General features: G+C 61.2%; 25 protein-coding genes. 19 read left to right on the forward strand and 6 right to left on the reverse strand.

Annotated features, from left to right (window positions below; genetic code table 11):
- The first annotated feature begins 18 nt into the window (after positions 1-18).
- From cobO to J2Y86_RS26545, 14 genes are all read left to right on the forward strand, one after another.
- The gene (cobO, locus tag J2Y86_RS26485; protein WP_253438451.1) at positions 19-630 is read left to right on the forward strand and encodes a cob(I)yrinic acid a,c-diamide adenosyltransferase; all 612 of its coding nucleotides are present in this window, start codon (positions 19-21) and stop codon (positions 628-630) included.
- Complete coding sequence (locus tag J2Y86_RS26490) at positions 627-2,027, forward strand: cobyrinate a,c-diamide synthase (protein ID WP_253438454.1); 1,401 nt, start codon at positions 627-629, stop codon at positions 2,025-2,027. The genes cobO and J2Y86_RS26490 overlap by 4 nt, the downstream gene beginning before the upstream one ends.
- The gene (bluB, locus tag J2Y86_RS26495) at positions 2,024-2,674 is read left to right on the forward strand and encodes a 5,6-dimethylbenzimidazole synthase (RefSeq protein WP_253438458.1); all 651 of its coding nucleotides are present in this window, start codon (positions 2,024-2,026) and stop codon (positions 2,672-2,674) included. Before J2Y86_RS26490 ends, bluB begins: the two co-directional genes overlap by 4 nt.
- The gene (cbiB, locus tag J2Y86_RS26500; protein WP_253438461.1) at positions 2,671-3,579 is read left to right on the forward strand and encodes an adenosylcobinamide-phosphate synthase CbiB; all 909 of its coding nucleotides are present in this window, start codon (positions 2,671-2,673) and stop codon (positions 3,577-3,579) included. Before bluB ends, cbiB begins: the two co-directional genes overlap by 4 nt.
- Entirely contained in the window at positions 3,572-4,564 is a 993-nt protein-coding gene (cobD, locus tag J2Y86_RS26505) for a threonine-phosphate decarboxylase CobD (RefSeq protein ID WP_253438465.1), read from the forward strand. Before cbiB ends, cobD begins: the two co-directional genes overlap by 8 nt.
- Positions 4,561-6,012 carry a cobyric acid synthase gene (locus J2Y86_RS26510; RefSeq protein WP_253438468.1) on the forward strand — a complete coding sequence of 484 codons (1,452 nt, stop codon included), beginning with the start codon at positions 4,561-4,563 and terminating at the stop codon, positions 6,010-6,012. Before cobD ends, J2Y86_RS26510 begins: the two co-directional genes overlap by 4 nt.
- Positions 6,013-6,160: 148 nt before the next feature.
- Positions 6,161-6,682: a bifunctional adenosylcobinamide kinase/adenosylcobinamide-phosphate guanylyltransferase gene (cobU, locus tag J2Y86_RS26515; protein WP_253438472.1), complete on the forward strand. Its 522-nt coding sequence runs from the start codon at positions 6,161-6,163 to the stop codon at positions 6,680-6,682.
- The gene (cobT, locus tag J2Y86_RS26520; RefSeq protein ID WP_253438475.1) at positions 6,679-7,734 is read left to right on the forward strand and encodes a nicotinate-nucleotide--dimethylbenzimidazole phosphoribosyltransferase; all 1,056 of its coding nucleotides are present in this window, start codon (positions 6,679-6,681) and stop codon (positions 7,732-7,734) included. The genes cobU and cobT overlap by 4 nt, the downstream gene beginning before the upstream one ends.
- Positions 7,731-8,306, forward strand: a complete 576-nt coding sequence (gene cobC, locus J2Y86_RS26525; RefSeq protein WP_253438478.1) for an alpha-ribazole phosphatase family protein — start codon at positions 7,731-7,733, stop codon at positions 8,304-8,306. Before cobT ends, cobC begins: the two co-directional genes overlap by 4 nt.
- Before the next feature lie 2 nt (positions 8,307-8,308).
- Positions 8,309-9,043 (forward strand): adenosylcobinamide-GDP ribazoletransferase, encoded by a 735-nt coding sequence (locus tag J2Y86_RS26530; RefSeq protein WP_253438481.1) that lies wholly within the window; start codon positions 8,309-8,311, stop codon positions 9,041-9,043.
- 155 nt (positions 9,044-9,198) lie between these two features.
- Positions 9,199-9,603, forward strand: coding sequence for a MarR family winged helix-turn-helix transcriptional regulator (locus J2Y86_RS26535; protein WP_253438485.1), 405 nt, complete (start codon positions 9,199-9,201; stop codon positions 9,601-9,603).
- A gap of 52 nt (positions 9,604-9,655) precedes the next feature.
- Positions 9,656-10,864, forward strand: coding sequence for an MFS transporter (locus tag J2Y86_RS26540; RefSeq protein WP_253438488.1), 1,209 nt, complete (start codon positions 9,656-9,658; stop codon positions 10,862-10,864).
- The gene (locus tag J2Y86_RS30230; protein ID WP_263596738.1) at positions 10,861-10,983 is read left to right on the forward strand and encodes a hypothetical protein; all 123 of its coding nucleotides are present in this window, start codon (positions 10,861-10,863) and stop codon (positions 10,981-10,983) included. Before J2Y86_RS26540 ends, J2Y86_RS30230 begins: the two co-directional genes overlap by 4 nt.
- Positions 10,984-11,038: 55 nt before the next feature.
- Entirely contained in the window at positions 11,039-11,590 is a 552-nt protein-coding gene (locus J2Y86_RS26545) for a glutathione peroxidase (RefSeq protein WP_253438491.1), read from the forward strand.
- Positions 11,591-11,680: 90 nt separating this feature from the next.
- Here J2Y86_RS26545 and J2Y86_RS26550 read toward each other — a convergent pair whose 3' ends face one another.
- From J2Y86_RS26550 to J2Y86_RS26560, 3 genes are all read right to left on the reverse strand, one after another.
- Complete coding sequence (locus tag J2Y86_RS26550) at positions 11,681-12,952, reverse strand: OmpP1/FadL family transporter (RefSeq protein ID WP_253438494.1); 1,272 nt, start codon at positions 12,950-12,952, stop codon at positions 11,681-11,683.
- Positions 12,953-13,096: 144 nt separating this feature from the next.
- On the reverse strand, positions 13,097-13,579 hold the full coding sequence (locus tag J2Y86_RS26555; RefSeq protein WP_253438497.1) for a hypothetical protein: 483 nt from the start codon (positions 13,577-13,579) through the stop codon (positions 13,097-13,099).
- 285 nt (positions 13,580-13,864) lie between these two features.
- Complete coding sequence (locus J2Y86_RS26560; protein ID WP_008031832.1) at positions 13,865-14,089, reverse strand: hypothetical protein; 225 nt, start codon at positions 14,087-14,089, stop codon at positions 13,865-13,867.
- 984 nt (positions 14,090-15,073) lie between these two features.
- Between J2Y86_RS26560 and J2Y86_RS26565 the strand changes: the two genes are divergently transcribed.
- Both J2Y86_RS26565 and rmuC read left to right on the forward strand, forming a co-directional pair.
- The gene (locus J2Y86_RS26565) at positions 15,074-15,397 is read left to right on the forward strand and encodes a sel1 repeat family protein (RefSeq protein WP_253438500.1); all 324 of its coding nucleotides are present in this window, start codon (positions 15,074-15,076) and stop codon (positions 15,395-15,397) included.
- A 175-nt stretch (positions 15,398-15,572) separates the two neighbouring features.
- Complete coding sequence (gene rmuC, locus J2Y86_RS26570) at positions 15,573-16,937, forward strand: DNA recombination protein RmuC (RefSeq protein ID WP_253440435.1); 1,365 nt, start codon at positions 15,573-15,575, stop codon at positions 16,935-16,937.
- A 95-nt stretch (positions 16,938-17,032) separates the two neighbouring features.
- Here the strand turns inward: rmuC and J2Y86_RS26575 are convergent, their stop codons facing one another.
- Positions 17,033-20,503 (reverse strand): hybrid sensor histidine kinase/response regulator, encoded by a 3,471-nt coding sequence (locus J2Y86_RS26575; protein ID WP_253438503.1) that lies wholly within the window; start codon positions 20,501-20,503, stop codon positions 17,033-17,035.
- Positions 20,504-20,732: 229 nt separating this feature from the next.
- Positions 20,733-21,275: a TetR/AcrR family transcriptional regulator gene (locus J2Y86_RS26580; RefSeq protein ID WP_253438506.1), complete on the reverse strand. Its 543-nt coding sequence runs from the start codon at positions 21,273-21,275 to the stop codon at positions 20,733-20,735.
- 91 nt (positions 21,276-21,366) lie between these two features.
- On the opposite strand from J2Y86_RS26580, the gene J2Y86_RS26585 reads away from it, so the two are divergent.
- Positions 21,367-22,563 carry an MFS transporter gene (locus J2Y86_RS26585; protein WP_253438510.1) on the forward strand — a complete coding sequence of 399 codons (1,197 nt, stop codon included), beginning with the start codon at positions 21,367-21,369 and terminating at the stop codon, positions 22,561-22,563.
- A gap of 43 nt (positions 22,564-22,606) precedes the next feature.
- Here J2Y86_RS26585 and J2Y86_RS26590 read toward each other — a convergent pair whose 3' ends face one another.
- Positions 22,607-23,356: an SDR family oxidoreductase gene (locus J2Y86_RS26590; protein ID WP_253438513.1), complete on the reverse strand. Its 750-nt coding sequence runs from the start codon at positions 23,354-23,356 to the stop codon at positions 22,607-22,609.
- A gap of 160 nt (positions 23,357-23,516) precedes the next feature.
- On the opposite strand from J2Y86_RS26590, the gene J2Y86_RS26595 reads away from it, so the two are divergent.
- Together J2Y86_RS26595 and J2Y86_RS26600 are read left to right on the forward strand one after the other, a co-directional pair.
- Entirely contained in the window at positions 23,517-24,416 is a 900-nt protein-coding gene (locus J2Y86_RS26595; RefSeq protein ID WP_253438516.1) for a LysR family transcriptional regulator, read from the forward strand.
- 34 nt (positions 24,417-24,450) lie between these two features.
- Positions 24,451-24,762, forward strand: coding sequence for a cupin domain-containing protein (locus J2Y86_RS26600; RefSeq protein WP_253438519.1), 312 nt, complete (start codon positions 24,451-24,453; stop codon positions 24,760-24,762).
- Positions 24,763-24,806 lie beyond the last annotated feature (44 nt).

A 24,806-nucleotide genomic window follows, 5' to 3' on the forward strand; every position in this document is an offset into this window, starting at 1 on the left:
TCAACGGAGAGCTCCCCCATGACTGATACTCCCGATCGTGACGAACGCCACCTGGCGCGCATGCAGCGCAAAAAAGCCGTGATCGACGAACGCATCGCCAATTCGCCGAATGAGTGCGGCCTGCTGCTGGTGCTGACCGGCAACGGCAAAGGCAAAAGCAGCTCGGCGTTCGGCATGCTCGCCCGCTCCATGGGCCACGGCATGCAGTGCGGCGTGGTGCAGTTCATCAAGGGCCGCAACAGCACGGGCGAAGAACTGTTTTTCCGGCGCTTCCCCGAGCAGGTGCGTTTTCATGTGATGGGCGAGGGCTTTACCTGGGAAACCCAGGACCGCCAGCGTGATATCGCCGCCGCCGAAGCGGCCTGGGCCGTGTCCCGTGAACTGCTGCGTGATCCATCGATCGGTCTGGTCGTGCTGGATGAACTGAACATCGCCCTCAAGCACGGTTACCTCGACCTCGATCAGGTGCTCAGCGACTTGCAGGCGCGGCCGCCGATGCAGCACGTGGTGGTGACCGGTCGCGGCGCCAAGCCGGAAATGATCGAACTGGCCGACACCGTCACGGAAATGGGCGTCATCAAGCACGCCTTCCAGGCCGGGATCAAAGCGCAAAAAGGCGTCGAATTGTGAGTCAACCACGTCATTGCCCGGCGGTCTTGATTGCCGCGCCGGCCTCCGGTCAGGGCAAGACCACCGTCACCGCCGCGCTGGCCCGTTTGCATCGCAACCAGGGGCGCAAGGTTCGCGTGTTCAAATGCGGCCCTGATTTTCTCGACCCGATGATTCTCGAGCGCGCCAGCGGTGCGCCGGTGTATCAACTGGACATGTGGATGGTCGGCGAGCAGGAAAGTCGTCGACTGTTGTGGGAAGCCGCCGGCGAAGCGGATCTGATTCTGATCGAAGGCGTCATGGGCTTGTTTGACGGTACGCCGTCCAGCGCTGACCTGGCGCGGCATTTCGGTGTGCCGGTGCTCGGGGTGATTGACGGCACGGCGATGGCGCAGACCTTTGGTGCGCTGGCGCTGGGGTTGGCTAAGTATCAGCCGGACCTGCCGTTCGCCGGGGTGCTGGCCAACCGTGTGGGCACCTTGCGTCATGCACAGTTGCTTGAAGGCAGTCTCACTGAAGGCTTGCGCTGGTACGGCGCGTTGTCCCGGGAAACCGGGATTGAATTGCCGAGTCGGCACCTCGGTCTGGTTCAGGCCAGTGAGCTGAACGATCTCGACGTGCGCCTCGATGCGGCGGCCGAATCACTGGCCAACAGTTGTGACGTTGCGCTGCCGCCGCCGGTGGAGTTCGCCGCTCCAGAAGTGATCGCTGCCGAGCCGTTGCTGGCCGGTGTACGGATTGCCGTGGCCCGTGACGAAGCCTTCGCCTTCACCTACGGCGCGAGCCTGGATTTGCTGCGAGCCATGGGCGCTGAACTGGTGTTTTTCTCGCCAATCCGCGATGCACAGTTGCCGGAAACCGACAGCCTCTATCTACCAGGCGGTTACCCGGAATTGCACCATGTGGCGCTGGCACAGAACACCCCGATGCTTGACGCGATTCGCGCTCACCACGCGGCGGGCAAACCGTTGTTGGCCGAGTGCGGCGGGATGTTGTATTTGCTCGACTCGTTGACCGATGTCGAAGGCACTCGCGCAGAACTGGTGGGGTTGCTGGCCGGTGACGCGGTGATGCAGAAACGGCTGGCGGCGCTGGCGTTGCAGGCGGTCGACTTGCCGGAAGGTTCGCTGCGCGGGCACACCTATCATCATTCGTTGACCAGCACCGAGCTTGAACCGATTGCTCGCGGCCTGAGCCCTAACGGCGGGCGCGGGGCGGAGGCGGTTTATCGTGAGGGGCGGATGACGGCTTCCTATGTGCACTTCTATTTCCCGTCGAATCCATCTGCGGTAGCCGCGTTGTTTGCACCGGACCTTGATGCCGCCTTCGCGAGCAAGCCCGCTCCCACATTAATCAGCGCGTTGCCTGAAGAAACGCGGTCAACTGTGGGAGCGGGCTTGCTCGCGAAGAGGCCATGACCGACAACGCCTTCAGTCAGGCCGAACGGGAAGCGGTGTATCGCGCGATCGCCGAACGCCGCGACATGCGCCACTTCAGCGGCGGCACCGTCGAACCCGAGTTGCTCCGGCGCCTGCTCGAAGCCGCGCACCAGGCGCCGAGCGTCGGCCTGATGCAGCCCTGGCGATTCATCCGCATCAGCGATCGCGCCTTGCGCGGCAAGATCCAGTTGTTGGTGGAACAGGAACGCATCCGCACCGCCGAAGCCCTCGGCGAACGCACCGACGAATTCATGAAGCTGAAAGTCGAAGGCATCAACGACTGTGCCGAGGTGTTGGTCGCTGCGCTGATGGACGATCGCGAGCGCCACATCTTCGGCCGCCGCACCTTGCCGGAAATGGACATGGCCTCGCTGTCCTGCGCGATCCAGAACCTGTGGCTGGCGTCCCGTGCCGAAGGACTGGGCATGGGCTGGGTTTCTTTATTCGAGCCGCAAGCCCTGGCCGACCTGCTGGGTTTGCCCGCCGGGGCCAAGCCTTTGGCGATTCTTTGCCTCGGGCCGGTCAAGGAATTCTATCCGGCGCCGATGCTGGTACTCGAAGGCTGGGCGCAGGCGCGTCCGCTAAGCGAATTGCTGTATGAGAATTATTGGGGAGTGAGTCAATGAGTGTGGCGTTGTTGAGTGTCGCCGCGGTTGCGCTGGATGCGCTGCTGGGTGAACCCAAACGCTGGCATCCGCTGGTGGCGTTCGGCCGTTTTGCCGACCGCATCGAACAACGTTTCAATGGTGAGGGGCGCGGCTGGCGCAGCCACGGCGTTACCGCCTGGGTGATCGCGGTTGTGCCGCTGACCTTGCTCGCCACGGCTTTTTCCTGGGCGCCTTATGTCGGTTGGATCGTCGAGATTCTCGCGCTTTATTGCGCGCTTGGCATGCGTAGCCTCGGTGAACACGTCACGCCGGTGGCCACGGCGCTGCGCATTGATGATCTGGAGGAAGCGCGCAAGCGCGTCGGTTACCTGGTCAGCCGCCAGACCAGTGAGCTGGATAAAACCGAAGTCGCCCGCGCCGCCACCGAATCCGTCCTGGAGAACGGCAGCGACGCGGTGTTTGCCGCGCTGTTCTGGTTTGCAGTGGCGGGCGCGCCCGGCGTGGTGCTCTACCGATTGAGTAATACGCTGGATGCGATGTGGGGTTATCGCAACGAGCGCTTCGAACGGTTCGGCTGGGCCGCGGCGAAGATCGACGACGTGCTCAACTATATTCCTGCGCGACTGGTGGCATTGACCTACGCGCTGCTGGGCAAAACCCGACTCGCCCTGAAATGCTGGCGTAACCAGGGGCCGACCTGGGACAGCCCGAATGCCGGTCCGGTGATGGCCGCCGGAGCCGGTGCACTGGGTGTCGAGTTGGGCGGGGCGGCAATTTATCACGGTGAACTGCATCAGCGTCCGCAACTGGGCGAAGGCGCGCCTGCGGACGCCGACTCCATCGACCGAGGCTGGCAATTGGTCCAGCGCGGGGTATGGTTATGGCTGCTGATTCTCTGCGTGGGGGCTGAATTTTATGCTTGAGCACGGTGGACGGTTGCGCAAGGCGGCGCTCGAATATGGCATCGCCGAAGCCGATTGGCTTGACCTGTCCAGCGGCCTCGCGCCCTGGCCGTTTCCCGTCCCGGACATTCCGTTGCGCGCCTGGGCGCGATTGCCGGAAACCGATGACGGACTGGAGCAGGCCGCCTGCGAATACTACGGTGCCGCGCAGGTGTTGCCGGTGGCCGGTTCGCAAATGGCGATCCAGTTGCTGCCGCGTTTGCGCCGGGTCGGCAAGGTCGGCGTGCTGTCGCCGTGTTACGCCGAGCACGCCGAAGCCTGGCGCCGCAGCGGCTACATCGTGCGTGAAGTGCTGGAGCAGGAGGTCGACTTCTTTCTCGACAGTCTCGACGTGCTGGTGGTGGTCAACCCGAACAATCCCACGGGTTTGAGCCTGACCCCGAGCCGTCTGCTCGACTGGCATTCCAGACTGGCCCAACGCGGTGGCTGGCTGGTGGTGGACGAAGCGTTCATGGACAACACACCACACCTGAGCCTGGCGCCGTGTGCCCATCAGGTCGGCTTGGTCGTGCTGCGCTCGTTCGGCAAGTTTTTTGGTCTGGCCGGTGTCCGGCTGGGGTTCGTGCTGGCGGAGCGCAAGCTGCTCAAACTGCTCGCCGAACAAGTCGGCCCCTGGGCCGTCAGCGGACCGACTCGCGTGTTGGGGCAAGCCTGTTTGCAGGATACCGAAGGACATGCCAGACAGCGTGTGCGCGCTGAAGAGGCCAGCGAGCGGTTGGCTGCGCTGCTGGAAAAGCATGGTTACAAACCTCAGGGCGGTTGCGCCCTGTTTCAGTGGCTGACCACCGAACGCGCCGAAGCACTGCATGATTTCATGGCCCGCCACGGCATTCTGCTGCGGTTGTTCACCCACAACAGCAGCCTGCGTTTCGGCCTGCCCGGCGAAGAAGCCGACTGGGCCCGACTCGATCAAGCGTTCGACGCCTATGCCAAGGAAACCCGATGACAACGTTGATGGTGCAGGGCACGACCTCGGACGCCGGTAAAAGCACGCTGGTGACGGCGTTGTGTCGCTGGGTCACGCGCCAGGGCGTAGGCGTCGTGCCGTTCAAGCCGCAGAACATGGCACTCAACAGTGCCGTGACCGCTGACGGTGGCGAGATCGGTCGCGCGCAAGCGGTGCAGGCTCAGGCCGCTCATCTCGAACCGCACACCGACATGAACCCGGTGCTGCTCAAACCCAACAGCGACACCGGCGCGCAAGTGATCATTCATGGTCGCGCCGTCACGACGATGAACGCGGTCGCGTATCACGACTACAAAGCCATCGCCATGCAAGCGGTGCTCGCTTCCCATGAACGGCTGAGCGCGGCGTATCCGGTGGTCATGGTCGAAGGCGCAGGCTCGCCGGCCGAGATCAATCTGCGTGCCGGCGACATCGCCAACATGGGTTTCGCCGAGGCGGTGGATTGCCCGGTACTGCTGATCGCCGACATCAATCGCGGCGGCGTTTTCGCCCATCTGGTGGGCACGCTGGAGTTGCTTTCTCCCTCCGAGCAGGCGCGGATCAAAGGCTTCATCATCAACCGTTTTCGCGGCGACATTGCCTTGCTGCAACCGGGCCTCGACTGGCTGGAAGCGCGCACCGGCAAACCGGTGATCGGCGTGCTGCCGTATGTGATGGACCTGCATCTGGAGGCCGAGGACGGTATCGATCAGCGCCAGACCGACAAGGCCGATCAGGTGCTGAAGGTCGTTGTGCCGGTGTTGCCGCGCATCAGCAACCACACCGATTTCGATCCGCTGCGCCTGCATCCGCAAGTGGACCTGCAATTCATCGGCCCCGGCCAGGCGATTCCACCCGCTGACCTGATCATTCTTCCCGGCTCGAAAAGCGTACGCAGCGACCTCGCGTATTTGCGCGCCAATGGCTGGGACACCGCCATCGCACGGCATTTGCGCTATGGCGGAAAGGTGTTGGGGATTTGCGGCGGCCTGCAAATGCTCGGTGAGCAGGTGCACGACCCGTTGGGCCTTGAAGGTGCGCCGGGCTCCAGCGCTGGTCTGGGTTTGCTGGCGTTCGAAACGCAGCTCGAAGAAGAGAAGCAACTGCGCAATGTGCGCGGGCGCCTGGCGCTGGAGAATGCTGAAGTCAGCGGCTATGAAATTCACGCCGGCGTGACTACCGGAGCGGCGCTGGAAAACGCCGCCGTGCAGTTGGACGACGGTCGTTGCGACGGCGCGCAAAGTGGCGACGGGCAGATTTTCGGCACTTATCTGCATGGCCTGTTCGAATCGCCAGCGGCGTGCAGTGCGCTGTTGCGGTGGGCGGGTTTGCAGGATGTGCAGGACGTGGATTACCACGGGTTGCGCGAGCGTGATATCGAGCGGTTGGCGGATCTGGTGGAGAAGCATCTGGATACCCGGTTGTTGCGTGAGCTCTGCGGGATTTGAGGCGACTGTACCGGCCCCTTCGCGGGCAAGCCCGCTCCCACAGGTTTTGTGGGTGTACAAAAAACCTGTGAACTACTGCGATCCTTGTGGGAGCGGGCTTGCCCGCGAAGGGGCCGGCACAGTCACCGCACATTTTAGGAAATGAACCATGCTGCAACTGATCCTCGGCGGCGCCCGCTCCGGCAAAAGTCGTCTGGCCGAAAAACTGGCAATAGACAGCCGACTCCAGGTGACCTACATCGCCACCAGCCAACCCCTGGACGGTGAAATGAACGAACGGGTCGCCCATCACCGCGCTCGTCGTCCGGCTGAATGGGCGTTGATCGAAGAGCCCGTTGAACTCGCCCGCGTCCTGCGTGAAACGGCCCGCGTCGATCGCTGCGTGCTGGTGGATTGCCTGACCCTGTGGATGACCAATCTGCTGATGCTCGATAACACCGAGCGACTGACTGCCGAGCGCGAAGCCTTGCTGGACGGCCTGGCGGAATTGCCGGGCGAAATCATTTTTGTCAGCAACGAGACCGGAATGGGTGTCGTGCCGCTGGGCGAATTGACTCGCCGCTATGTCGATGAAGCCGGTTGGCTGCATCAAGCCTTGGCCGAGCGCTGTCAGCGAGTCGTCCTGACCGTCGCCGGCCTGCCCCTGACTTTGAAAGGAACTGCGTTATGACTCAATCCTGGTGGCTGAACCCGTGCAAGCCAGTTGACGCTCAAGCCGTCGAACAGGCTCAAGCCCGGCAACAACAGTTGACCAAACCCGCCGGTTCCCTTGGGCGGCTCGAGTCGGTGGCGGTGCAATTGGCCGGGTTGCAGGGGCAGGTGAAGCCGAGCCTGGATCAGCTGTGGATCGCGATTTTTGCCGGTGACCATGGCATCGTCGCCGAAGGCGTGTCGGCGTTTCCCCAGGAAGTCACCGGGCAGATGCTGCATAACTTCGTCAACGGTGGCGCGGCGATCAGTGTGCTCGCACGTCAGCTCGGCGCTTCTCTCGAAGTGGTCGACCTCGGCACGGTAACGCCGTCGTTGAACCTGCCAGGCGTGCGGCACTTGAACATCGGCGCGGGCACGGCGAATTTTGTTGAAGGCGCAGCCATGACTCAAGCGCAGGGTGAACTTGCCCTGCACGCCGGTCGTGACAGTGTGCAGCGTGCGATCGCCGCCGGTGCGCAGTTGTTCATCGGTGGCGAAATGGGCATCGGCAACACCACGGCAGCCAGTGCGTTGGCCTGTGCGTTGCTGGATTGCCCGGTGGTGCACTTGACCGGACCGGGCACTGGCCTGAACGCGGCGGGTGTCAGCCATAAAGCCCAGGTCATCGAACGCGCTTTGGCCTTGCACAGCGCTCAGCGTGGCGACGCATTGCAAACCTTGTTCAACCTTGGCGGTTTCGAAATCGCAGCGTTGGTCGGCGCGTATCTGGCGTGTGCCCAGGAAGGCATCGCGGTGCTGGTGGACGGATTCATTTGCAGCGTCGCCGCGTTGGTGGCGGTGCGCTTGAATCCTGACTGCCGCCCGTGGCTGCTGTTCGGTCATCGCGGTGCCGAGCCGGGTCATCGCCATGTGCTGGAAACCTTGAATGCCGAACCCTTGCTCGACCTCGGCCTGCGTCTGGGCGAGGGCAGCGGTGCGGCGCTGGCTGTGCCGCTGTTGCGCCTGGCGTGCGACCTTCACGGGCAAATGGCGACGTTCGCCGAAGCGGCCGTGGCGGATCGTCCGGCATGACTTTGCGCCTGGACCTGTTGCGCCACGGCGAAACCGAACTCGGCGGCGGCCTGCGCGGCAGCCTCGACGATGCATTGACCGAAACAGGCTGGGCGCAGATGCGCGCGGCGGTGGTCGAGCAGGGGCCTTGGGATCGCCTGGTCAGTTCGCCGTTGCAACGCTGTGCGCGGTTCGCGGAAGAGCTCGGGGTGAAGCTGGGCTTGCCGGTGCAGCTGGACAAGGACCTGCAGGAACTGCATTTCGGCGCGTGGGAAGGGCAGAGCGCGGCGGCGTTGATGGAAACCGATGCCGAAGCGCTGGGCCTGTTCTGGGCCGACCCTTATTCGTTTACGCCACCTCAAGGGGAGCGGGTCGAGGATTTTTCGACGCGGGTAGTGGCGGCCGTTGCTCGGTTGCACGCGGCCTATGCGGGCGAACGTGTTTTGTTGATCAGCCATGGCGGCGTCATGCGTTTGTTGCTGGCGCAGGCGCGGGGCTTGCCACGTGAGCAGTTGCTTAACGTTGAAGTCGGCCATGGTGCGCTGTTTTCGCTGTCGGTTGAATCCGGTGTTTTGTTAAGGGAAGCGATCTGACCATGTTGCCGTTCTGGATCGCCCTGCAATTTTTGAGCAGTCTGCCGATTCGTCTGCCGGGCATGCCGGCTCCGCAGGAGTTGGGGCGTTCGCTGCTGTTTTATCCGTTGGTAGGGCTGCTGTTTGGCGCGATTTTGTGGGCGCTGAACTGGCTGCTGCTCGGCACGCCGTTGTTACTGCACGCGGCGTTGTTGCTGACGGTTTGGGTGTTGCTCAGCGGAGCGTTGCACCTTGACGGGCTGGCCGATAGCGCCGACGCATGGCTGGGTGGGTTCGGCGACCGTGAACGCACGCTGACCATCATGAAGGATCCACGCAGCGGTCCGACCGCGGTGGTGACGCTGGTGCTGGTGTTGCTGCTGAAGTTCGCCGCAGTGCTGGCATTGATCGAGCAGCAGCACAGCGTTTTTCTGATCATCGTTCCGTTGATTGGCCGCGCCGCGTTGTTGGGGTTGTTCCTGACTACGCCGTATGTGCGGGCAGGTGGTTTGGGGCAGGCGCTGGCGGATCATCTTCCGCGATTGGCGGGCAAGTGGGTGCTGGCGGTCAGTGCGTTGATGTGTGTTCTGATTGCAGGCTTCAGCGGTGCCTTGGCTGTGGGGCTCGCGGTGTTGGTGTTTGTCTGGTTGCGGCAGGTGATGCTGCGGCGATTGGGCGGGACGACCGGCGATACGGCGGGGGCGTTGCTGGAATTGCTGGAGGTTGCGGTGCTGGTGGGTATTGCTTTGTTTTTGTAGGAGCAAGGCTTGCCCGCGAAGGCCACACCGCTGTCTCGCAGGTAAACCGGGTAATCGTTCTTCGCGGGCAAGTCGGATCGCCGCACCGCTCGCTCCTGCAGGTAACATGTCTTTAAAAATTTGCTTTCATTTAACCGCGGGTATATACACGCACCATGCTCGACTCCCAATGTTTATGCATCAACCTGCGTCGCGCCGCCCGTGGCGTCAGCAGGCATTACGACGGCGCTCTCGACGGCTTCGGAATCAACGTTGCCCAGTATTCTTTGCTGTGTAATCTGCAGCGTCTGAATCAACCGAGTATTTCCGTCCTGGCGGAAGCCATGGGCCTGGACCGCAGCACCCTCGGTCGCAATCTGCGAGTGCTGGAGGGCGAAGGCCTGGTCAGGCTGGTCGAGGGCGAAGACATGCGCAATCGCATCGTCAGGCTGACCGAGGCCGGTGCTGAACGCCTGTCAGCGGCCTTGCCAGCCTGGGAGGCGGCGCAGCAGCGACTGGTTGATCGACTGGGTGCCGAAAAACGCGAAATCTTGCTGAAGCTGTTGGACGAACTGGCCTGACGCCGGTTTTTCCGACCTCAAGCGGGTATATACCCGCTACCGGAGAATAAGAATGACATCGATGTGGCGTACTTGCGGTTGGGTGTTGGTGGGGAGTGCGCTGATCCTTGCGTTGTCTCTGGGCGTGCGACACGGCTTCGGGCTGTTCCTGGCGCCGATGAGCGCCGAATTCGGCTGGGGGCGCGAGACATTTGCCTTTGCCATCGCCTTGCAGAACCTGATCTGGGGGCTGGCGCAACCCTTTACCGGTGCACTGGCGGACCGCTTCGGTGCGGCGAAAGTGGTGCTGGTCGGTGGTGTGCTCTACGCATTGGGCCTGGTGTTCATGGGCCTGTCGGACTCGGCCGTGACCCTGTCGCTGAGCGCCGGATTGTTGATCGGTCTCGGTCTGTCGGGCACCTCGTTCTCGGTGATCCTTGGCGTGGTCGGCCGCGCGGTGCCAGCGGAGAAACGCAGCATGGGCATGGGCATTGCCAGTGCCGCCGGTTCCTTCGGCCAGTTCGCCATGTTGCCCGGTACGCTGGGGTTGATCGGCTGGCTCGGCTGGTCAGCGGCCTTGCTGGTGCTGGGCTTGCTGGTGGCGTTGATCGTGCCGTTGGTGAGCATGCTCAAGGACAATCCGTTGCCGGTCCTCGGTCATGAGCAAACGTTGACCGAAGCGCTACGCGAAGCCTGTTCCCATTCGGGGTTCTGGCTGCTGTCGTTCGGCTTTTTTGTCTGCGGTTTCCAGGTGGTGTTCATCGGCGTGCACTTGCCGGCGTATCTGGTGGATCAGCACCTGCCGGCGACCGTCGGGACCACGGTGTTGGCACTGATCGGCTTGTTCAACATCTTCGGCACTTACACGGCAGGCTGGCTCGGCGGACGGATGTCCAAGCCGCGCTTGCTCACCGGTCTGTATTTGCTGCGGGCCGTGGTGATTGCGCTGTTTCTGTGGGCGCCGGTCACGACGACTACGGCTTACCTGTTTGGCATGGCCATGGGTTTCCTGTGGCTGTCGACGGTGCCGTTGACCAACGGCACCGTGGCGACCTTGTTTGGCGTGCGAAATCTGTCCATGCTCGGTGGGATCGTTTTCCTGTTCCACCAGCTCGGATCATTCCTTGGCGGCTGGTTGGGCGGGGTGGTGTATGACCGGACCGGGAGCTATGACTTGATCTGGCAGGTAGCGATTCTCTTGAGTCTGTTGGCGGCTGCCCTGAACTGGCCGGTGCGTGAGCGGCCGGTGGCGCGCCTGCAAACCCGGATGAGTGCGGCATGAACAGCCTTTGGCCGCGGATCGCCGTGGCAGCGGGCGGCGTATTGCTGCTGGCCCTGGCGTGGTGGGGCTGGCATCAGGGCGGGCTGGCGTTGATGCAATTGGGCATGGGCGCTTGCTAGCACGATGTGAGGGCGAGTAAGTTCGTTTCAGACGACTTCTCAAGGAGGCATGGACATGCTGATACGCTGGCTTGCCGTTCCCGCGTTACTGGTGGCGTTTACCGGATTGTCACAAGCCTCCGAGTGCCCGGAGCTTTTGCAGGGTTCGTTGCCCAAGCTGCGCGCCAAGGAAACGATCGACCTGTGCCAGCGCTTCGCCGGGAAACCGCTGGTGGTGGTCAATACCGCGAGCTTCTGCGGTTTCGCCCCGCAGTTCAAAAGCCTTGAAGCGCTGAATCAGCGTTACAAGGGGCAGGGGCTGGAGGTGATTGGTGTGCCTTCCAACGACTTCAAGCAGGAGTCCAAGGATGGCGAGGAAACCGCCAAGGTTTGCTACGTGGACTACGGCGTGACCTTCACCATGACCGAGCCGCAGAAAGTCCGCGGTGATGACGCGACTCACCTGTTCGAGGTGCTCGCTGCGCAGAGCGATGAGCCGAAGTGGAATTTCTATAAATACGTGGTCGATCGCAAGGGCAAAGTGATCGCCAATTTTTCCAGCCTGACCACGCCTGATGATCCCGAGTTTATCGAGGCGGTGGAAAAAGCACTGGCCTCGCAACCCTGATCGACATCCACTAAAAAGCCCCGCCTCTGTACAAGAGAGCGGGGCTTTTTTTGATTCAAGTGGCGAGTGGTTCAGGCTCGCCGTGAATCATCAGAAGCGGTAGGTTGCGCCGACACCGAAACCGTTTGCCGAGTTTTCATACTTGGCGGTGTAGTTCTGGTTGCGAGCGTTGGTCTCGTTGATCTTGACCGACTCTTCCATCAGGTACGAATACGCGACGTCGATGGTCAGGTCTTCGGTCGGGCTCCAGCCGGCGCCCAGGCTGAAAATCTTGCGATCGCCAGTCGGAATGCGTGGGGAACGGTTCTCGTTGTTGGTCGGTGCCTGATCGACGGAGAAGCCGGTACGCAGGACCCATTGCTTGTTGACCTGATACGAAGCACCGATGGCGTGAGCCCAGGTGTCATGCCAGTTCTGTTCTTCGGTGATGGTACCGAACTGGGGACGCAGGGCCGCTGGGACGCCTTCGTTCTCGACGGTGATCTCTTTCAGGCGGCTCCAGCGAGTCCAGGTGCTGCCTGCGTAGAGAGTCCACTGGTCGTCCAGCTGATGAGTGACCGAGAAGTCGACCGACTCAGGCGTGGTGATGTCCAGCGACGCGTCGTACTTCTGGCTCGGGTTCTGACCCTGCAGCGCGAAGAGTTGGTAGTCGACCTTGGTGTTGCCATCGAGCTTGTATTTCACTTTCGAGTGGTAGGTCAGGCCGACGCGAGTGCTATCGGTGGCTTGAACCAGGATACCGAAGTTGTAGCCAAGCGCGGTGTCGTCACCCTCGATCTTGACTTTGCCGTCTGGACGGAGCTGCGTTGCCGACAGGTTCGATTCCAGGGTGCCGTCGATACGGTTGATGGTCGGACCGAAACCGATCGACACCTTGTCGTTGAAGGCATAGCTGACGGTTGGCTGCACGGTGACGATTTTGACTTCACTCTTGCTGCCGAAATAACGGCCGGCAAAGTTGCTCTCGTAGTCGGTCACCAGGCCGAACGGTGCGTATACACCGATACCGAATGCCCAATGGTCATCGATTGGCTTGACGTAGTAACCCATAGGGACGCCCATGAAAGGGACCATGTCACCTTTGTTGGTACCACCATTAGGGCGGGAGCTGGCATCACTGATGTCAGCATGGGCGTCGATGAATGCAACACCACCGGTCACTTGTTCGCGCTTGAGGCGAGCCATACCGGCAGGGTTGCCAAAAACAGTGGATGCGTCGTCGGCAGAAGAAGATCGCCCGGCAAAACCTGTCCCCATACCGCTGATGCTTTGTTCGTTGAGGGCAAAGCCACTTGCGAATATTTGGGTGGATGCCACGGCAACGGCAAGGCTAAGGGTGGTTTTGAGCATTACTTTTTTCATTATTAGAACTCCTGGTGATCACCGGGGCGAAAATTACCAACATTTTCGTCCCAGCGCCATAGGCTGTATGCCTTGATTTAGAGCGGTTTTGTAGGACAATCCGACCAAATCGCGGCGTGTTGCGCGATCTTCGGAAAGGGGGGATCAGCAGGCGACCAGGTTCAGCGGTGAAACACAGGTTTGCCACGCGTAGGTGAAGTCTCTCAGGCGTCCTTGAGGCTGGAAGGTCTGGCGCCAGATGCGGGCCATTCCCAGCAAGTCGTCTGCTTCGGGGAGCGGAGTGTTCTGTTCTTCGACCAGCAGCCAGGCGATGGCTGTGGCGTAACGCAGGTTGACGGTCAGTTCGAGGTGCGGGCCACTCAGGAAAGCATGTTGGCTGGCCAGGCCTCGGACCAGGCTGGCGCGTTCCGGATCAAGTGCCAGGTAATGGTCCCAGAGTGCCTGGTGGCGGGGTTCGGCGATTCGGTACAGGCCGTGTCCACGGCGGTCGTGCAGGGCGGAACCGAGGGCTGACTGACTGGCGGCGATGCCCAGCAGCAGGGATTCGGCGGTTGCGCTATGGCGCCCAAGGTAAATCAATGTCGGGCGTATCACATAGCGGCACAGTTCGCTGGCAGCGATACCCATAAAACCCTCGAACGAGAAGTGGTCGGCGAGTCCTGAAGGTAGCGTTGGCAGCGGGTGGATCGAATCAGGCTCGCCGGAAGCGGCTCAGGCCGCTTGAGTTGAAGTGTAGTGTCATATTCGCGCTGTAAAGGACTGTTTTTAAAATATTTCTGGCAGCGAGTTATAACCGTTATATCGGTTAGTGCTTACGCGGAGGGCGCGAAACGGGCGTGAAAAGAGAAATATCGGGCAATAAAAAGCCCCGCTTTTCAAGCGAGGCTTTTGAGGTTTCAGCTTTCCGGCGTATCAGGCAACCAGTGCCTGACGGGTACGCTCGATCACGGCCTGCAGCGGCTCGGCGCTGGAGTATTGATCGGGGTACAGGCGTTCGCTGTGACGAGCGATGCCGTGTTCGTTGACCAGTGTGAAGCTGAAGCAGCCTTTGCGAGCGGCCATGATCAGGCAGTTCATTGGTGCAAAAGCGTTGGTTAGGGTGCGGATGGCATCCTGGGTGTGGATTTGAGTAGTCATTAATGGGTGTTCCTACAAGCGACACGGATAAGAACCGTGCAAAGTTAAAACGTTCCAGTGACGACGACCACCATTGGTCGAACGAAGAACCCGACTGGAACAAAGCAGCCAGTTTGAAGCGCTGATTAAATTGGCGCGCTTGGGCTGGCAGGTAGGTACTTAGGAGGGCAGGCAACACATCAAGGGCAAAGGTTCTGGGCCCCAGGTGAAGATCCTGATCAATTTGCAGGCTGGTTCGGTCAGAGTAAGTGAGCTTCGCAACACCCTTTGCTTTCGATTCAAAGGCAGTGTTGACGCAAGGTTTACCTGGAAACCATCGAGGTGGTCGAGCCCGCTTGTTCGGTTGAAGCTTCCTGTGGGAAGGCAGACCGGGGGGATTGTTCGACCAGAATTGACTTTCAGCTTGGTACTAACGCCGCGGATACTAACGGATTGAATTGCAGAAGGGAAGTGTGTTAGCCAAAAACATCTTCCAGATACCGCCGCGCCGTAGTGCATTGGCGGCCTTGAGCGCCTGCCTCGCCCTGCAATAGCTCAAAATCCGACGGTCGGTCTGCTACGTTCATCGGGTCGGACTCAGCCTGGACCAAGGGTTTGCCGGGGTTTATCCCCAGGTCGGGTAACAAAATGCGCCGAAAAAGCGCATCGATATAACTGCCTCGAAGGTACTTGTGCACATAAGTTGCGCGAGTTGTCACCCCACTGTCATCTTGCCCTCAAGCAGAGTGGGTGCCTGTATCCAAAATTTAAGTCAATGAAAAACATCGCTTTTTTTTACTGGTGAAAAAATCGTCAGTTTGACTGCGAGCCCCATTCCACAGGGGTTTGCGAGAGTTCAAGGGCGGTTGTCCACTGAGTTATCCACAGCTTCTGTGGATTGTCCCGAGCGCTTGCTCTAGGACGGGCGTGCCGGGTTTTTTAGGCTTTACCTGTAAGAAAAAAAGAGTAGAGTGGCGCGCCTTCCGATCTGCCCCACAGTGCTTTATGAAGTTTCGCTCAGTATCAGATTCTGTAACCTCTATTCCTCCCCGTGTTACCCCGCCCAAGCGCTTTTCCATGCGTGTGGCCGAGTGGCTGCTGGACAGCCCGCGCCTGGGTGAAAACACCAACGTCAAACACTTCGCCGGGCGTTTGCTCAAGCAACCGGCCCGGGAAGGCGTCGTGGCCGCACAAAGCCGTCTGGGCCAGTTGATGTGCCGCGAATGCGGGAACGCCCGGGATCGCCGTATCGGCCAGGACCTTTTGCGTCAGGCCGCGCGGGCGGGGGATCGACGCGCCCAACAGGAACTGGGTCTGATCGAAGACTGAGCTGTCCAAGACCTGACACCTTGGTTAACCTTCAAGCTTTATCGAATGGGCAGGAATGGCGATGGCGATGGACTTGACCAGCATATTGCTCGGGCTGGCGGGGGCTGCACTGCCGTTGTTGGCATTGGCCTGGCAACTGCAGCGCCGGGCGAGCGCCTCGCAGTCGGACGTTGCGCTGCTGGAAGAGCGTCTGGCCATGGCCCACCTGGCCCAGGATGGATTGAACGCCCAACTCGAAACCTGCCGCGACGAGATCGCCGATCTGGGACAGGCCAACGCCGCCAAACAGGCAGACCTGGCCGCGATGCGCCGTGAAATCGAACTGCTGCAGATCGAACGCGATGACGCCCGCGATGCGTCCCACGCCTGGAATATCGAACGCGCCGGCAAAGAGGCTGAGTTGCGGCGCCTGGACGCTCAGGCCGCTTCCCTCAACGCAGAGCTGCGCGAACAACAGGAAAGCCATCAGCAACGCCTCAACGACCTGCAAGGCTCACGGGACGAATTGCGTGCCCAGTTCGCTGAACTGGCGGGCAAGATCTTCGACGAGCGCGAGCAGCGTTTTGCCGAAACCAGTCAGCAACGTCTGGGCCAGTTGCTCGATCCTTTGAAGGAACGCATCCAGTCGTTTGAAAAGCGCGTCGAGGAAAGTTATCAAGCGGAGGCGCGCGAGCGCTTCTCGCTGGCCAAGGAGCTGGAGCGTCTGCAACAGCTGAACCTGCGCCTGAGCGACGAAGCCACCAATCTGACCCGTGCCTTGAAAGGCCAGAAAACCCAGGGCAACTGGGGTGAGCTGATTCTTGAGCGGGTGCTTGAACACGCCGGCCTCGAGAAGGGCCGCGAGTACCAGACCCAGGTCAACCTCAAAGGTCCGGACGGTGAGCGGTTCCAGCCAGACGTGATCATCTATCTGCCGGGCGACAAGCAGGTGGTGGTCGACTCCAAGGTCAGCCTGACGGCTTATCAGCAATACGTCGCGGCGGAAGACGACGCCATCGGCCAGATCGCCATCAAGCAGCACGTACTGTCGCTACGTACTCATGTCAAAGGCCTGGCCGGCAAGGATTACAAGCGCCTCGACGGTTTGCACAGCCTGGATTTCGTGTTGCTGTTCGTGCCTATCGAAGCGGCATTTTCCGCGGCGTTGCAGGCGGAGCCGAGCCTGTTCCAGGAGGCATTCGACCGCAACATCGTGATCGTCAGCCCGACCACGTTGCTGGCCACCCTGCGTGTCATCGACAGCCTGTGGAAGCAGGAGCGCCAGAGTCAGAACGCCCGGGAAATCGCCGAGCGGGCAGGGTGGCTGTACGACAAGTTCGTGCTGTTCATCCAGGATCTGGATGAAGTCGGCAACCGCCTGCAGCAGCTGGACAAGGCCTACAGTTCTGCGCGCAACAAGCTGACAGAGGGCCGCGGCAATCTGGTCAGTCGCAGCGAACAGCTCAAGTTGCTCGGCGCGCGGGCGAGCAAGAGCTTGCCGGCGGACTTGCTGGAGCGGGCGATGACCGATGTCGACGGGTTGGCCGAGTTGCCCGAATAAATCTTTGGTTTTCGCTGACCTGTGGCGAGGGAGCTTGCTCCCGCTGGGCTGCGCCGCACCGTTTTTCACAGGTTTTGGGGGCGCTCGAGGGCGCGCTACAACGGCAAATGCCGACTCAACAACGCCCGCAATGCCGCCGGTTTCACCGGCTTCGCCAGGTAATCCAGCCCGGCCGCATGCACCCGGGCTACCGTTTCCGGGTGTCCATCGGCGCTGATCACCACGCCCGGCACCGGCTCGCCCAGGCGGGTTCGTAACCAGGCCATCAAGTCCGTGCCGGTCTCGCCATCGTCCAGGTGATAATCCACCAGTGCGAGTTGCGGGCGAATGCCATTGCTCAGCAGCGCCGCGCATTCGTCGCGATTGCGCGCCGTCCAGACCTGACAACCCCAGCGGGTCAGCAGGCTGTTCATGCCAATCAGGATGCTGTCTTCGTTGTCGATGCACAGCACCTGCGCGCCGCTCAGGAGTTTGCCGTTGAGCTCGGTGACGTTGGCCGGCGCCGCGATTTGCGCCTTGGCTATCGGCACGCTGACGCTGAACACACTGCCGCGACCCGGCCAGGAGCGCACCTGCAAGGTGTGGCCCAGAACGCGACATAATCCGTCCGCAATCGCCAGGCCCAGTCCCAGGCCTTTCTCGGCGCGGGTCTGGTGGCTATCCAGGCGTTTGAATTCTTCGAAAATCACTTTCAGTTTGTCCTGCGCAATCCCCGGCCCACGGTCCCAGACCTCCAGGCACAGTTCCCCCTTGTGCCGACGAACCCCCAGCAGCACCGGCCCCTTGGCATAACGGAAGGCATTGGTCAGGAAATTCTGCAGGATTCGTCGCAACAGCTTGATGTCGCTGTCGACTCGCAACGTACTGCCTCGAACCCTGAATTTGAGCCCTTGGTCCCGGGCCAGCGCCTTGAATTCTGCGCCGAGAATATCGAACAGTTCATTGAGCACGAACGGCTTCGGATCCGGGTTGATCTTGCCGTTTTCCAGGCGGGAAATGTCCAGCAGATCGCTGATCAGGTCCTCGGCCGAGCGCAACGACGTATCCAGGTGATGGACTAGTTTCTGCGCTTCGCTGGACAAGCCGTCGTCCTGATGGGACAGGGCCGCAGAAAACAGGCGCGCGGCGTTCAGCGGTTGCATCAGGTCGTGGCTGACCGCCGCGAGGAAACGGGTTTTCGACTGGTTGGCCGACTCGGCGGTGCCCTTGGCTTCGGTCAGGGCGACGTTGAGTTGCGACAGCTCGTGGGTGCGCTCGGTGACCCGTCGTTCCAAGCCTTCGTTGGCTTCGGTCAGCGCCTGCTCGGCTTCACGGAACGCGGTGATGTCGGTGAAACTCATGACGAAACCGCCGCCCGGCATCGGGTTGCCGATCAGCTCGATCACACGGCCGTTGGGGAACAGTCGCTCAGAGGTGTGGGCGCGACCCTGACGCATCCAGTGCAAACGGCGGGCGACGTGCACTTCGGCTTCGCCTGGACCGCACAGACCGCGTTCGGCGTTGTAGCGAATGATGTCGGCAATCGGCCGGCCTACGCTGATCAAACCGTCCGGGTAGTTGAACAGCTCCAGATAACGCCGGTTCCACGCCACCAGTCGCAGCGACTGGTCGACCACGCTGATGCCCTGCGTGATGTTCTCGATCGCGCCTTGCAGCAGCGCGCGATTGAACTGCAGCACTTCCGAGGCTTCGTCGGCGATTCGGACGACGTCCTCGAGCTGCATTTCCCGACCTTCGATGGCGGCTTTTACTACCGCACGCGTCGAAGAAGCCCCCAACACACCGGCCAGCAAACGCTCGGTGTGGGCGATCCATTCACCGTCAGCGTTCTGGTTCGGGTTGAAGCCTTTGCCCTGGCGGTAGGCGAAACGGATAAAACTCTGACGGGCACGTTCTTCACCGACAAACCGCGCGGCCAGTTGCAGCAGATCCTCGATGTGCACCGCCAGCATCGAACGGGCGCTGGGGCGGGCACTGATTTCCTGGCCGATGAAACGGCCGGCCTGCCAGTGTTCCGAAACCCGTGTGCGCGACAGCACCGACACCCAGGCGAACAAGGTGAAGTTGCCGGCCAGCGACAGCACCACACCTTGGGTCAGCGGGGTGATCGGCAGGTTCAGCGGATTGCTGTGCAGCCACGCCAGACCGGGAAAACTGCTCAATGATAAGCCGAGACTGTGGGCAGCAATCGGCAGGATCAGCGTGTAAAACCACAGGAATGTGCCGGCGGCGAGGCCGGCGAACACGCCGCGGCGGTTGGCCTGTTTCCAGTACAGCGCGCCGAGCATGGCCGGTGCCAGTTGGGTCACGGCGGCGAAGGCGATCTGGCCGATGGTCGCCAGGCTCGCGGTGGACCCCAGCAGGCGATAGCTGACATACGCCAGCAGCAAAATCACCACGATGCTGACGCGGCGCACCGAGAGCATCCACTGGCGGAACACTTCGAACGGCCGCTCGGCGTTATTGCGGCGCAACAGCCACGGCAGCAGCATGTCGTTGGAGACCATGGTCGACAGCGCCACGCTGGCCACAATCACCATGCCGGTCGCCGCCGAGGCGCCGCCGATAAAGGCCAGCATCGCCAGCGCGGGGTGGGCTTGCGCCAGTGGCAGGCTGATGACAAACGAGTCCGGCAACACCGAGCTGGGCAGCAGCATCTGACCGGCCAAGGCGATCGGCACGACGAACAAGGCCGCCAACGCCAGGTACGCCGGGAATACCCATTTGGCCAGGCGCAAATCCTGTGGGTCGATGTTCTCCACCACGGTCACGTGAAACTGACGGGGCAGGCAGATGATCGCCATCATCGCCACACCGGTCTGCACCACCATCGACGGCCAGTTGATGGTTTCCTTCCAATACTCTTCGAGGCGCGGGGCGAGCATCGCCTGATTGAACAGGTCGTCGAAACCGTCGTACAGGCCATACGTCACGAACGCGCCGACCGCAAGAAACGCGAACAGCTTGACCAGCGACTCGAACGCAATCGCCAGCACCATGCCGCGGTGGTGTTCGGTGGCATCGAGGTTGCGGGTACCGAACACGATGGTAAACAACGCGAGCACCAGCGACACGATCAACGCCGTGTCCTGGGCGCGAGTGCCCATGGCGTCGGCACCGGCACCAATCAGCAGGTTTACCCCGAGCACGATGCCTTTGAGCTGCAACGCGATGTAGGGCAGCACGCCGACCAGACAGATCAGCGCCACGACAATCGCCAGCGACTGGGATTTGCCGTAACGGGCAGCGATGAAGTCGGCAATGGAGGTGATGTTCTCCTGCTTGCTGATCATCACCATTTTTTGCAGGACCCACGGTGCGCAGACCAGCAGCAGGATCGGCCCGAGGTAGATCGGCAGGAACGACCAGAGTTGTTCGGCGGCCTGGCCGACGGCGCCGAAGAACGTCCAGCTGGTGCAATAGACCGCCAGCGACAGGCTGTACACCCAGGCGCGCACCCGCGGCGGCAACGGCGCACTGCGGCGGTCACCGTAGAAAGCGATGGCGAACATGATGGCCATATAGGCCAGGGCGACGGCGGCGATCAGCCCGCTGGACAGCGACATGGGAACTCCAGACAAAAGACACCCGGGACTCCCGCCCGGACAGACAGTCTCGCACGACCGTCTGCGTTAGTCAGTGTCGACCAAGGTCGTGGCGTGGCGGGGTGTCGCACGGCGGCGTGTCAGGCAGATTTTTGCTGTATTCGCTGGCCTCTTCGCGGGCAAGCCACGCTCCCACAGGTTCTGTGTCGTAATACAAAACCTGTAGGAGCGAGGCTTGCCCGCGAAGGCGTCATGACTGACTCAACGCAATCTCGATCAACCGATGCAATTCCTCAACCTCCAACGGTGCCGCCGAAAACAGAATGCGAAACACCGAAGGCGCCGCGACCAGATTGATCAGTCGATCGACACTCGGTCTCGGCTCATCAGGATAGCGATCCAGAATCGTCTGCAATTGCCCGCCAATGAGGGCCGCGCAAAAGCCTGGCGTCGGGCTCGATTGCACATCGCGCAGCATGTTGCGCCCCGGTTCGGAACTCATTTCGTCCAGATACTGCTCCGCCCACGCTCGCACATCTCCGCGCAGGCTGCCGGTGTTGGCTGGCTCGCTGTCGGGCCGCATGCGTGCGAGGGCGACATCCGCCAGTAACGCCGACAGATCGCCCCAGCGCCGGTAAATGGTCGACGGCGTAACCCCGGCGCGCGCAGCGATTTGCGGGACGGTCACGGTGGAGCGGTCCTGCTCTTCCAGGAGCGCGCGGACCGCCGAATGAATCGACTCTTGCACCCGGGCGCTGCGTCCACCCGGGCGTAAACCTTCTTTAATAGCCATGGATCGGACCTTAACACAAAGAATTTGCTTTAAGCGCTAGCGAGTAGCACACTCCGCAAAAGCGAAAAATTAGCTTTTGCGGAGTGTGCACATGTCGAATTCAGCTTCCAAGCGTTCAAGCCTGTGGTTTCTGGCGATCACTTTACTCAGTTTTCTCGCCGCTTCCACGGCGCCGACGCCGTTGTATCACTTGTATCAGGAGCAACTGCAATTCTCGGCAGCGACCCTGACCGTGATTTTTGGTGTGTACGCCATCAGTTTGCTGGCGGCGCTGCTGACGGTCGGTTCGCTTTCGGATCATCTGGGGCGCAAGCCGGTTATTTTCACGGCCGTCATACTGAACCTGCTGGCGATGCTGCTGTTTATCAATGCTGACAGTGTGGCGTGGCTGATCAGTGCACGGGTGCTTCAGGGGTTTGCCACCGGGATGGCCACCGCCGTATTGAGTGCTGCGCTGCTGGACACCGATCGCCAGCAGGGGCCGCTGGTCAACAGCGTTGCACCGCTGCTCGGCATGGCGATTGGCGGCATGGGCTGCGGCTTGCTGGCCGAGTTTGCGCCGCTGCCGTTGCAGTTGACCTATTGGGTGTTGCTCGCGCTGTTTTTGATGCAGGCGCTGTACGTCTGGCGGCTGCCGGAAAGCGTCAGTCCGCAACCGGGCGCATGGGCCTCGTTGCGTCCGACCCTGCATGTGCCGATCCAGGCACGGGCCACCTTGTGGCGGGTGTTGCCGCTGAATATCTCGACCTGGGCGCTCGGCGGTTTTTTTGCCTCGCTCGCCCCCTCGCTGTTACGCACGGCCACCGGCTCAACCTCGAATCTGATGGGTGGAGTGGCAGTCGCGGCGTTGACACTGACCGGCGCGCTGACGATCTTCACCTTGCGCAATCAACCCGCCGCGAAGGCGCTGCTGTTGGGTGGCACCTTCCTGCCAACGGGCATCGTGTTGCTGTTACTGGGCGTGCACAGTGCCAGCCTGACCTTGTTTCTCCTTGGCACACTGGTGGCCGGTTGCGGATTCGGCGCCGGTTTCCTCGGAGCGGTGCGCAGCCTGGTACCACTGGCGCTGCCTCATGAGCGGGCAGGGTTGATGTCGGCGTTTTATGTGCTGAGTTACCTGGCGTTCTGTCTGCCGTCGTTGCTGGCAGGGAGCCTGGCGCGGACGTTTGGCCTGGTGACCACCACCGATGGCTATGGCGCGGTGCTGATTGTCCTGTCTGTCGGTGCGTTACTGGCGTTGCTGCGTCAACAGTCCGCGGCAGTGTGCAGCGCCAGCGGTCACCCATAAAAAAGCGGCGCCTTGCAAGGCGCCGCTCTCGTACGTGCACAGATCAGATCTGTGCGAACCCACCATCCACAAACAACTCGATCCCGTTGATGAAACTGCTGTCATCCGACGCCAGGAACACCGCCGCTTTGCCCACTTCGGACGGCGTTCCCAGGCGGCCGATCGGAACCTGGCCAGCCAGGTAATCCAGCAAGCCTTGCCGCTGATCTTCAGGGGCGAGCTCGGTCAGGCCCGGCGTGTGGATCGGGCCGGGGCTGATGACATTGACGCGAATCCTGCGGGTTTTCAAATCCAGCAACCACGAGCGGGCGAAGTTGCGCACGGCGGCTTTGCTGGCGCTATAAACGCTGAAATTTTCCGTGCCTTTGGTAGCGGTCGTGGACGCGGTGAGGATCACCGAACCGCCGTCCTTGAGCAGTGCCAGGGATTTCTGCACGGTGAACAGCAGGCCTTTGACGTTGATGCTGAAAATCCGGTCGAAGTGTTCTTCGGTGATCGCGCCAAGCGCCAGCATGTCGCCGCCGCCCGCATTGGCGAAAACGATATCCAGATAGCCGGCTTGTGCCTTGATCACTTCGAAGATCCGGTCCAGGTCCGCAAGGTTCGAGACGTCGCCCTGAATCCCGGTAACGTTGTGACCAATGGCGCTGACCGCGGCATCCAGTTCGGCCTGGCGGCGACCGGTGATGAACACCGTGGCGCCCTGATCGACGAATGCTTGCGCCGACGCGAGGCCGATGCCGGTGGTGCCGCCAGTGATCAGTGCAACCTTGCCTTTGAGAGTACTGCTCATGGTGTGAATCTCCGCTGAGTCATGTAGGAAGTTTTTGGCGATGTCGTGCGCCGTTGAACAGACTCTATGCCGGAAGATTCTGCGGAAAAATCATCAGAATCAGGTTTGTTTGTACATGGTTGTGGACAATACTCAGGATTCGTCACTTGAGTTTTTTGCCATGAATCAATTGTTGGCCATGCGCGTTTTCGCCCGCGTTGTGCAGGCCGGTTCGTTCACCAGGGCCGCCGACTCGTTGAACATGCCGAAAACCTCGGTCAGCAAACTGGTAGCCGAACTGGAAGAACACTTGGGTGCGAGGCTGTTGCAGCGCACTACCCGCCGACTCACGGTGACGGCGGACGGCATGGCCTATTACGAGCGCGCTCTGCAGTTGCTGGTGGAACTGGATGATCTGGACAACAGTTTCGCCAGCGCCCAGGGCCACCCGCGCGGCAAGATTCGCGTCGATGTCGGCGGCTCGGTAGCGACGATCCTGATTATCCCCGCGTTGCCGGATTTCTATGCCCGGTATCCGGACATTCAGATCGAGTTGGGTGTCAGTGATCGGCCGGTGGATTTGATCAGAGAGAACGTCGACTGTGTGATCCGCGGCGGGCCATTGACCGAACTCTCCATGGCTGCGCGGCCGTTGGGGCTGTCGTCGTGGACCACCTGCGCAACGCCGGGCTATCTCGAGCGATTCGGCACGCCGACCGATCCGCGCGACCTGGAGAAAAATCATCGCCTGATCAGCTATCACTCGGCCCGCAGCGGACGGGTAATGCCGGCGCGGTTCGAACGCAGCGGAGAAAAATTCGAGATCCGCGGGCAGGGCCTGTTCAGCGTCAACGAAAGCAATGCGCACTTGGCTTCCGGACTGGCCGGGCTCGGCGTCATTCACACCTTCACCTATACGGTGCAGCCGCACATCGAACGTGGGGAGCTGGTGCCGATTCTTCAGGACTGGCGGCCACCTCGTTATCCGTTTCACGTACTGTATCCGCCGAATCGACACCTGAGTAACCGAGTCCGGGTATTTATCGATTGGCTGGCGCAGCTGTTCGCCACTTTGGGTTAGCCTTGGCACCGCCCTTCATCTCGACGGACCGCCCATGAAAATCATCCGCAGCCAATCCTTCACCGCTGACCGTGCCTGGGGCGCGCTCGATATCGCCAACATGAATGGCATCACCACCCGTTTGCACTGGACCGATCAGCCCTACAAATGGCACGTCAATGACGGCGAGGAAGTGTTCGTCGTGCTTGATGGGCAGGTGCAGATGCGCTACCGCGAAGAGGGTCTGGAGCAAGAGGTGCTGTTGAGCGTAGGCGATATCTTTTACGCCTCCGTGGGCACCGAGCATGTGGCGCATCCGCTGGGTGTGGCGAGGATATTGGTGATCGAATCGGAAGGTAGCGTCTGACGGCTATATCTACGAAACAGATAACAGTTAGAGATATTACCCGT

The sequence above is a fragment of the Pseudomonas migulae genome, from assembly GCF_024169315.1.
In the GTDB taxonomy this organism is placed as follows: domain Bacteria; phylum Pseudomonadota; class Gammaproteobacteria; order Pseudomonadales; family Pseudomonadaceae; genus Aquipseudomonas; species Aquipseudomonas migulae_B.

Bases quoted from the DNA above. Each gene is read 5' to 3' on its own strand.
- cobO (WP_253438451.1), top strand. From the start codon at position 19: ATGACTGATACTCCCGATCGTGACGAACGCCACCTGGCGCGCATGCAG.
- bluB (WP_253438458.1), top strand. From the start codon at position 2,024: ATGACCGACAACGCCTTCAGTCAGGCCGAACGGGAAGCGGTGTATCGC.
- cbiB (WP_253438461.1), top strand. From the start codon at position 2,671: ATGAGTGTGGCGTTGTTGAGTGTCGCCGCGGTTGCGCTGGATGCGCTG.
- cobD (WP_253438465.1), top strand. From the start codon at position 3,572: ATGCTTGAGCACGGTGGACGGTTGCGCAAGGCGGCGCTCGAATATGGC.
- J2Y86_RS26510 (WP_253438468.1), top strand. From the start codon at position 4,561: ATGACAACGTTGATGGTGCAGGGCACGACCTCGGACGCCGGTAAAAGC.
- cobU (WP_253438472.1), top strand. From the start codon at position 6,161: ATGCTGCAACTGATCCTCGGCGGCGCCCGCTCCGGCAAAAGTCGTCTG.
- cobT (WP_253438475.1), top strand. From the start codon at position 6,679: ATGACTCAATCCTGGTGGCTGAACCCGTGCAAGCCAGTTGACGCTCAA.
- cobC (WP_253438478.1), top strand. From the start codon at position 7,731: ATGACTTTGCGCCTGGACCTGTTGCGCCACGGCGAAACCGAACTCGGC.
- J2Y86_RS26530 (WP_253438481.1), top strand. From the start codon at position 8,309: ATGTTGCCGTTCTGGATCGCCCTGCAATTTTTGAGCAGTCTGCCGATT.
- J2Y86_RS26535 (WP_253438485.1), top strand. From the start codon at position 9,199: ATGCTCGACTCCCAATGTTTATGCATCAACCTGCGTCGCGCCGCCCGT.
- J2Y86_RS26540 (WP_253438488.1), top strand. From the start codon at position 9,656: ATGACATCGATGTGGCGTACTTGCGGTTGGGTGTTGGTGGGGAGTGCG.
- J2Y86_RS30230 (WP_263596738.1), top strand. From the start codon at position 10,861: ATGAACAGCCTTTGGCCGCGGATCGCCGTGGCAGCGGGCGGCGTATTG.
- J2Y86_RS26545 (WP_253438491.1), top strand. From the start codon at position 11,039: ATGCTGATACGCTGGCTTGCCGTTCCCGCGTTACTGGTGGCGTTTACC.
- J2Y86_RS26550 (WP_253438494.1), bottom strand. From the start codon at position 12,952: ATGAAAAAAGTAATGCTCAAAACCACCCTTAGCCTTGCCGTTGCCGTG.
- J2Y86_RS26555 (WP_253438497.1), bottom strand. From the start codon at position 13,579: ATGGGTATCGCTGCCAGCGAACTGTGCCGCTATGTGATACGCCCGACA.
- J2Y86_RS26560 (WP_008031832.1), bottom strand. From the start codon at position 14,089: ATGACTACTCAAATCCACACCCAGGATGCCATCCGCACCCTAACCAAC.
- J2Y86_RS26565 (WP_253438500.1), top strand. From the start codon at position 15,074: ATGAAGTTTCGCTCAGTATCAGATTCTGTAACCTCTATTCCTCCCCGT.
- J2Y86_RS26575 (WP_253438503.1), bottom strand. From the start codon at position 20,503: ATGTCGCTGTCCAGCGGGCTGATCGCCGCCGTCGCCCTGGCCTATATG.
- J2Y86_RS26580 (WP_253438506.1), bottom strand. From the start codon at position 21,275: ATGGCTATTAAAGAAGGTTTACGCCCGGGTGGACGCAGCGCCCGGGTG.
- J2Y86_RS26585 (WP_253438510.1), top strand. From the start codon at position 21,367: ATGTCGAATTCAGCTTCCAAGCGTTCAAGCCTGTGGTTTCTGGCGATC.
- J2Y86_RS26590 (WP_253438513.1), bottom strand. From the start codon at position 23,356: ATGAGCAGTACTCTCAAAGGCAAGGTTGCACTGATCACTGGCGGCACC.
- J2Y86_RS26595 (WP_253438516.1), top strand. From the start codon at position 23,517: ATGAATCAATTGTTGGCCATGCGCGTTTTCGCCCGCGTTGTGCAGGCC.
- J2Y86_RS26600 (WP_253438519.1), top strand. From the start codon at position 24,451: ATGAAAATCATCCGCAGCCAATCCTTCACCGCTGACCGTGCCTGGGGC.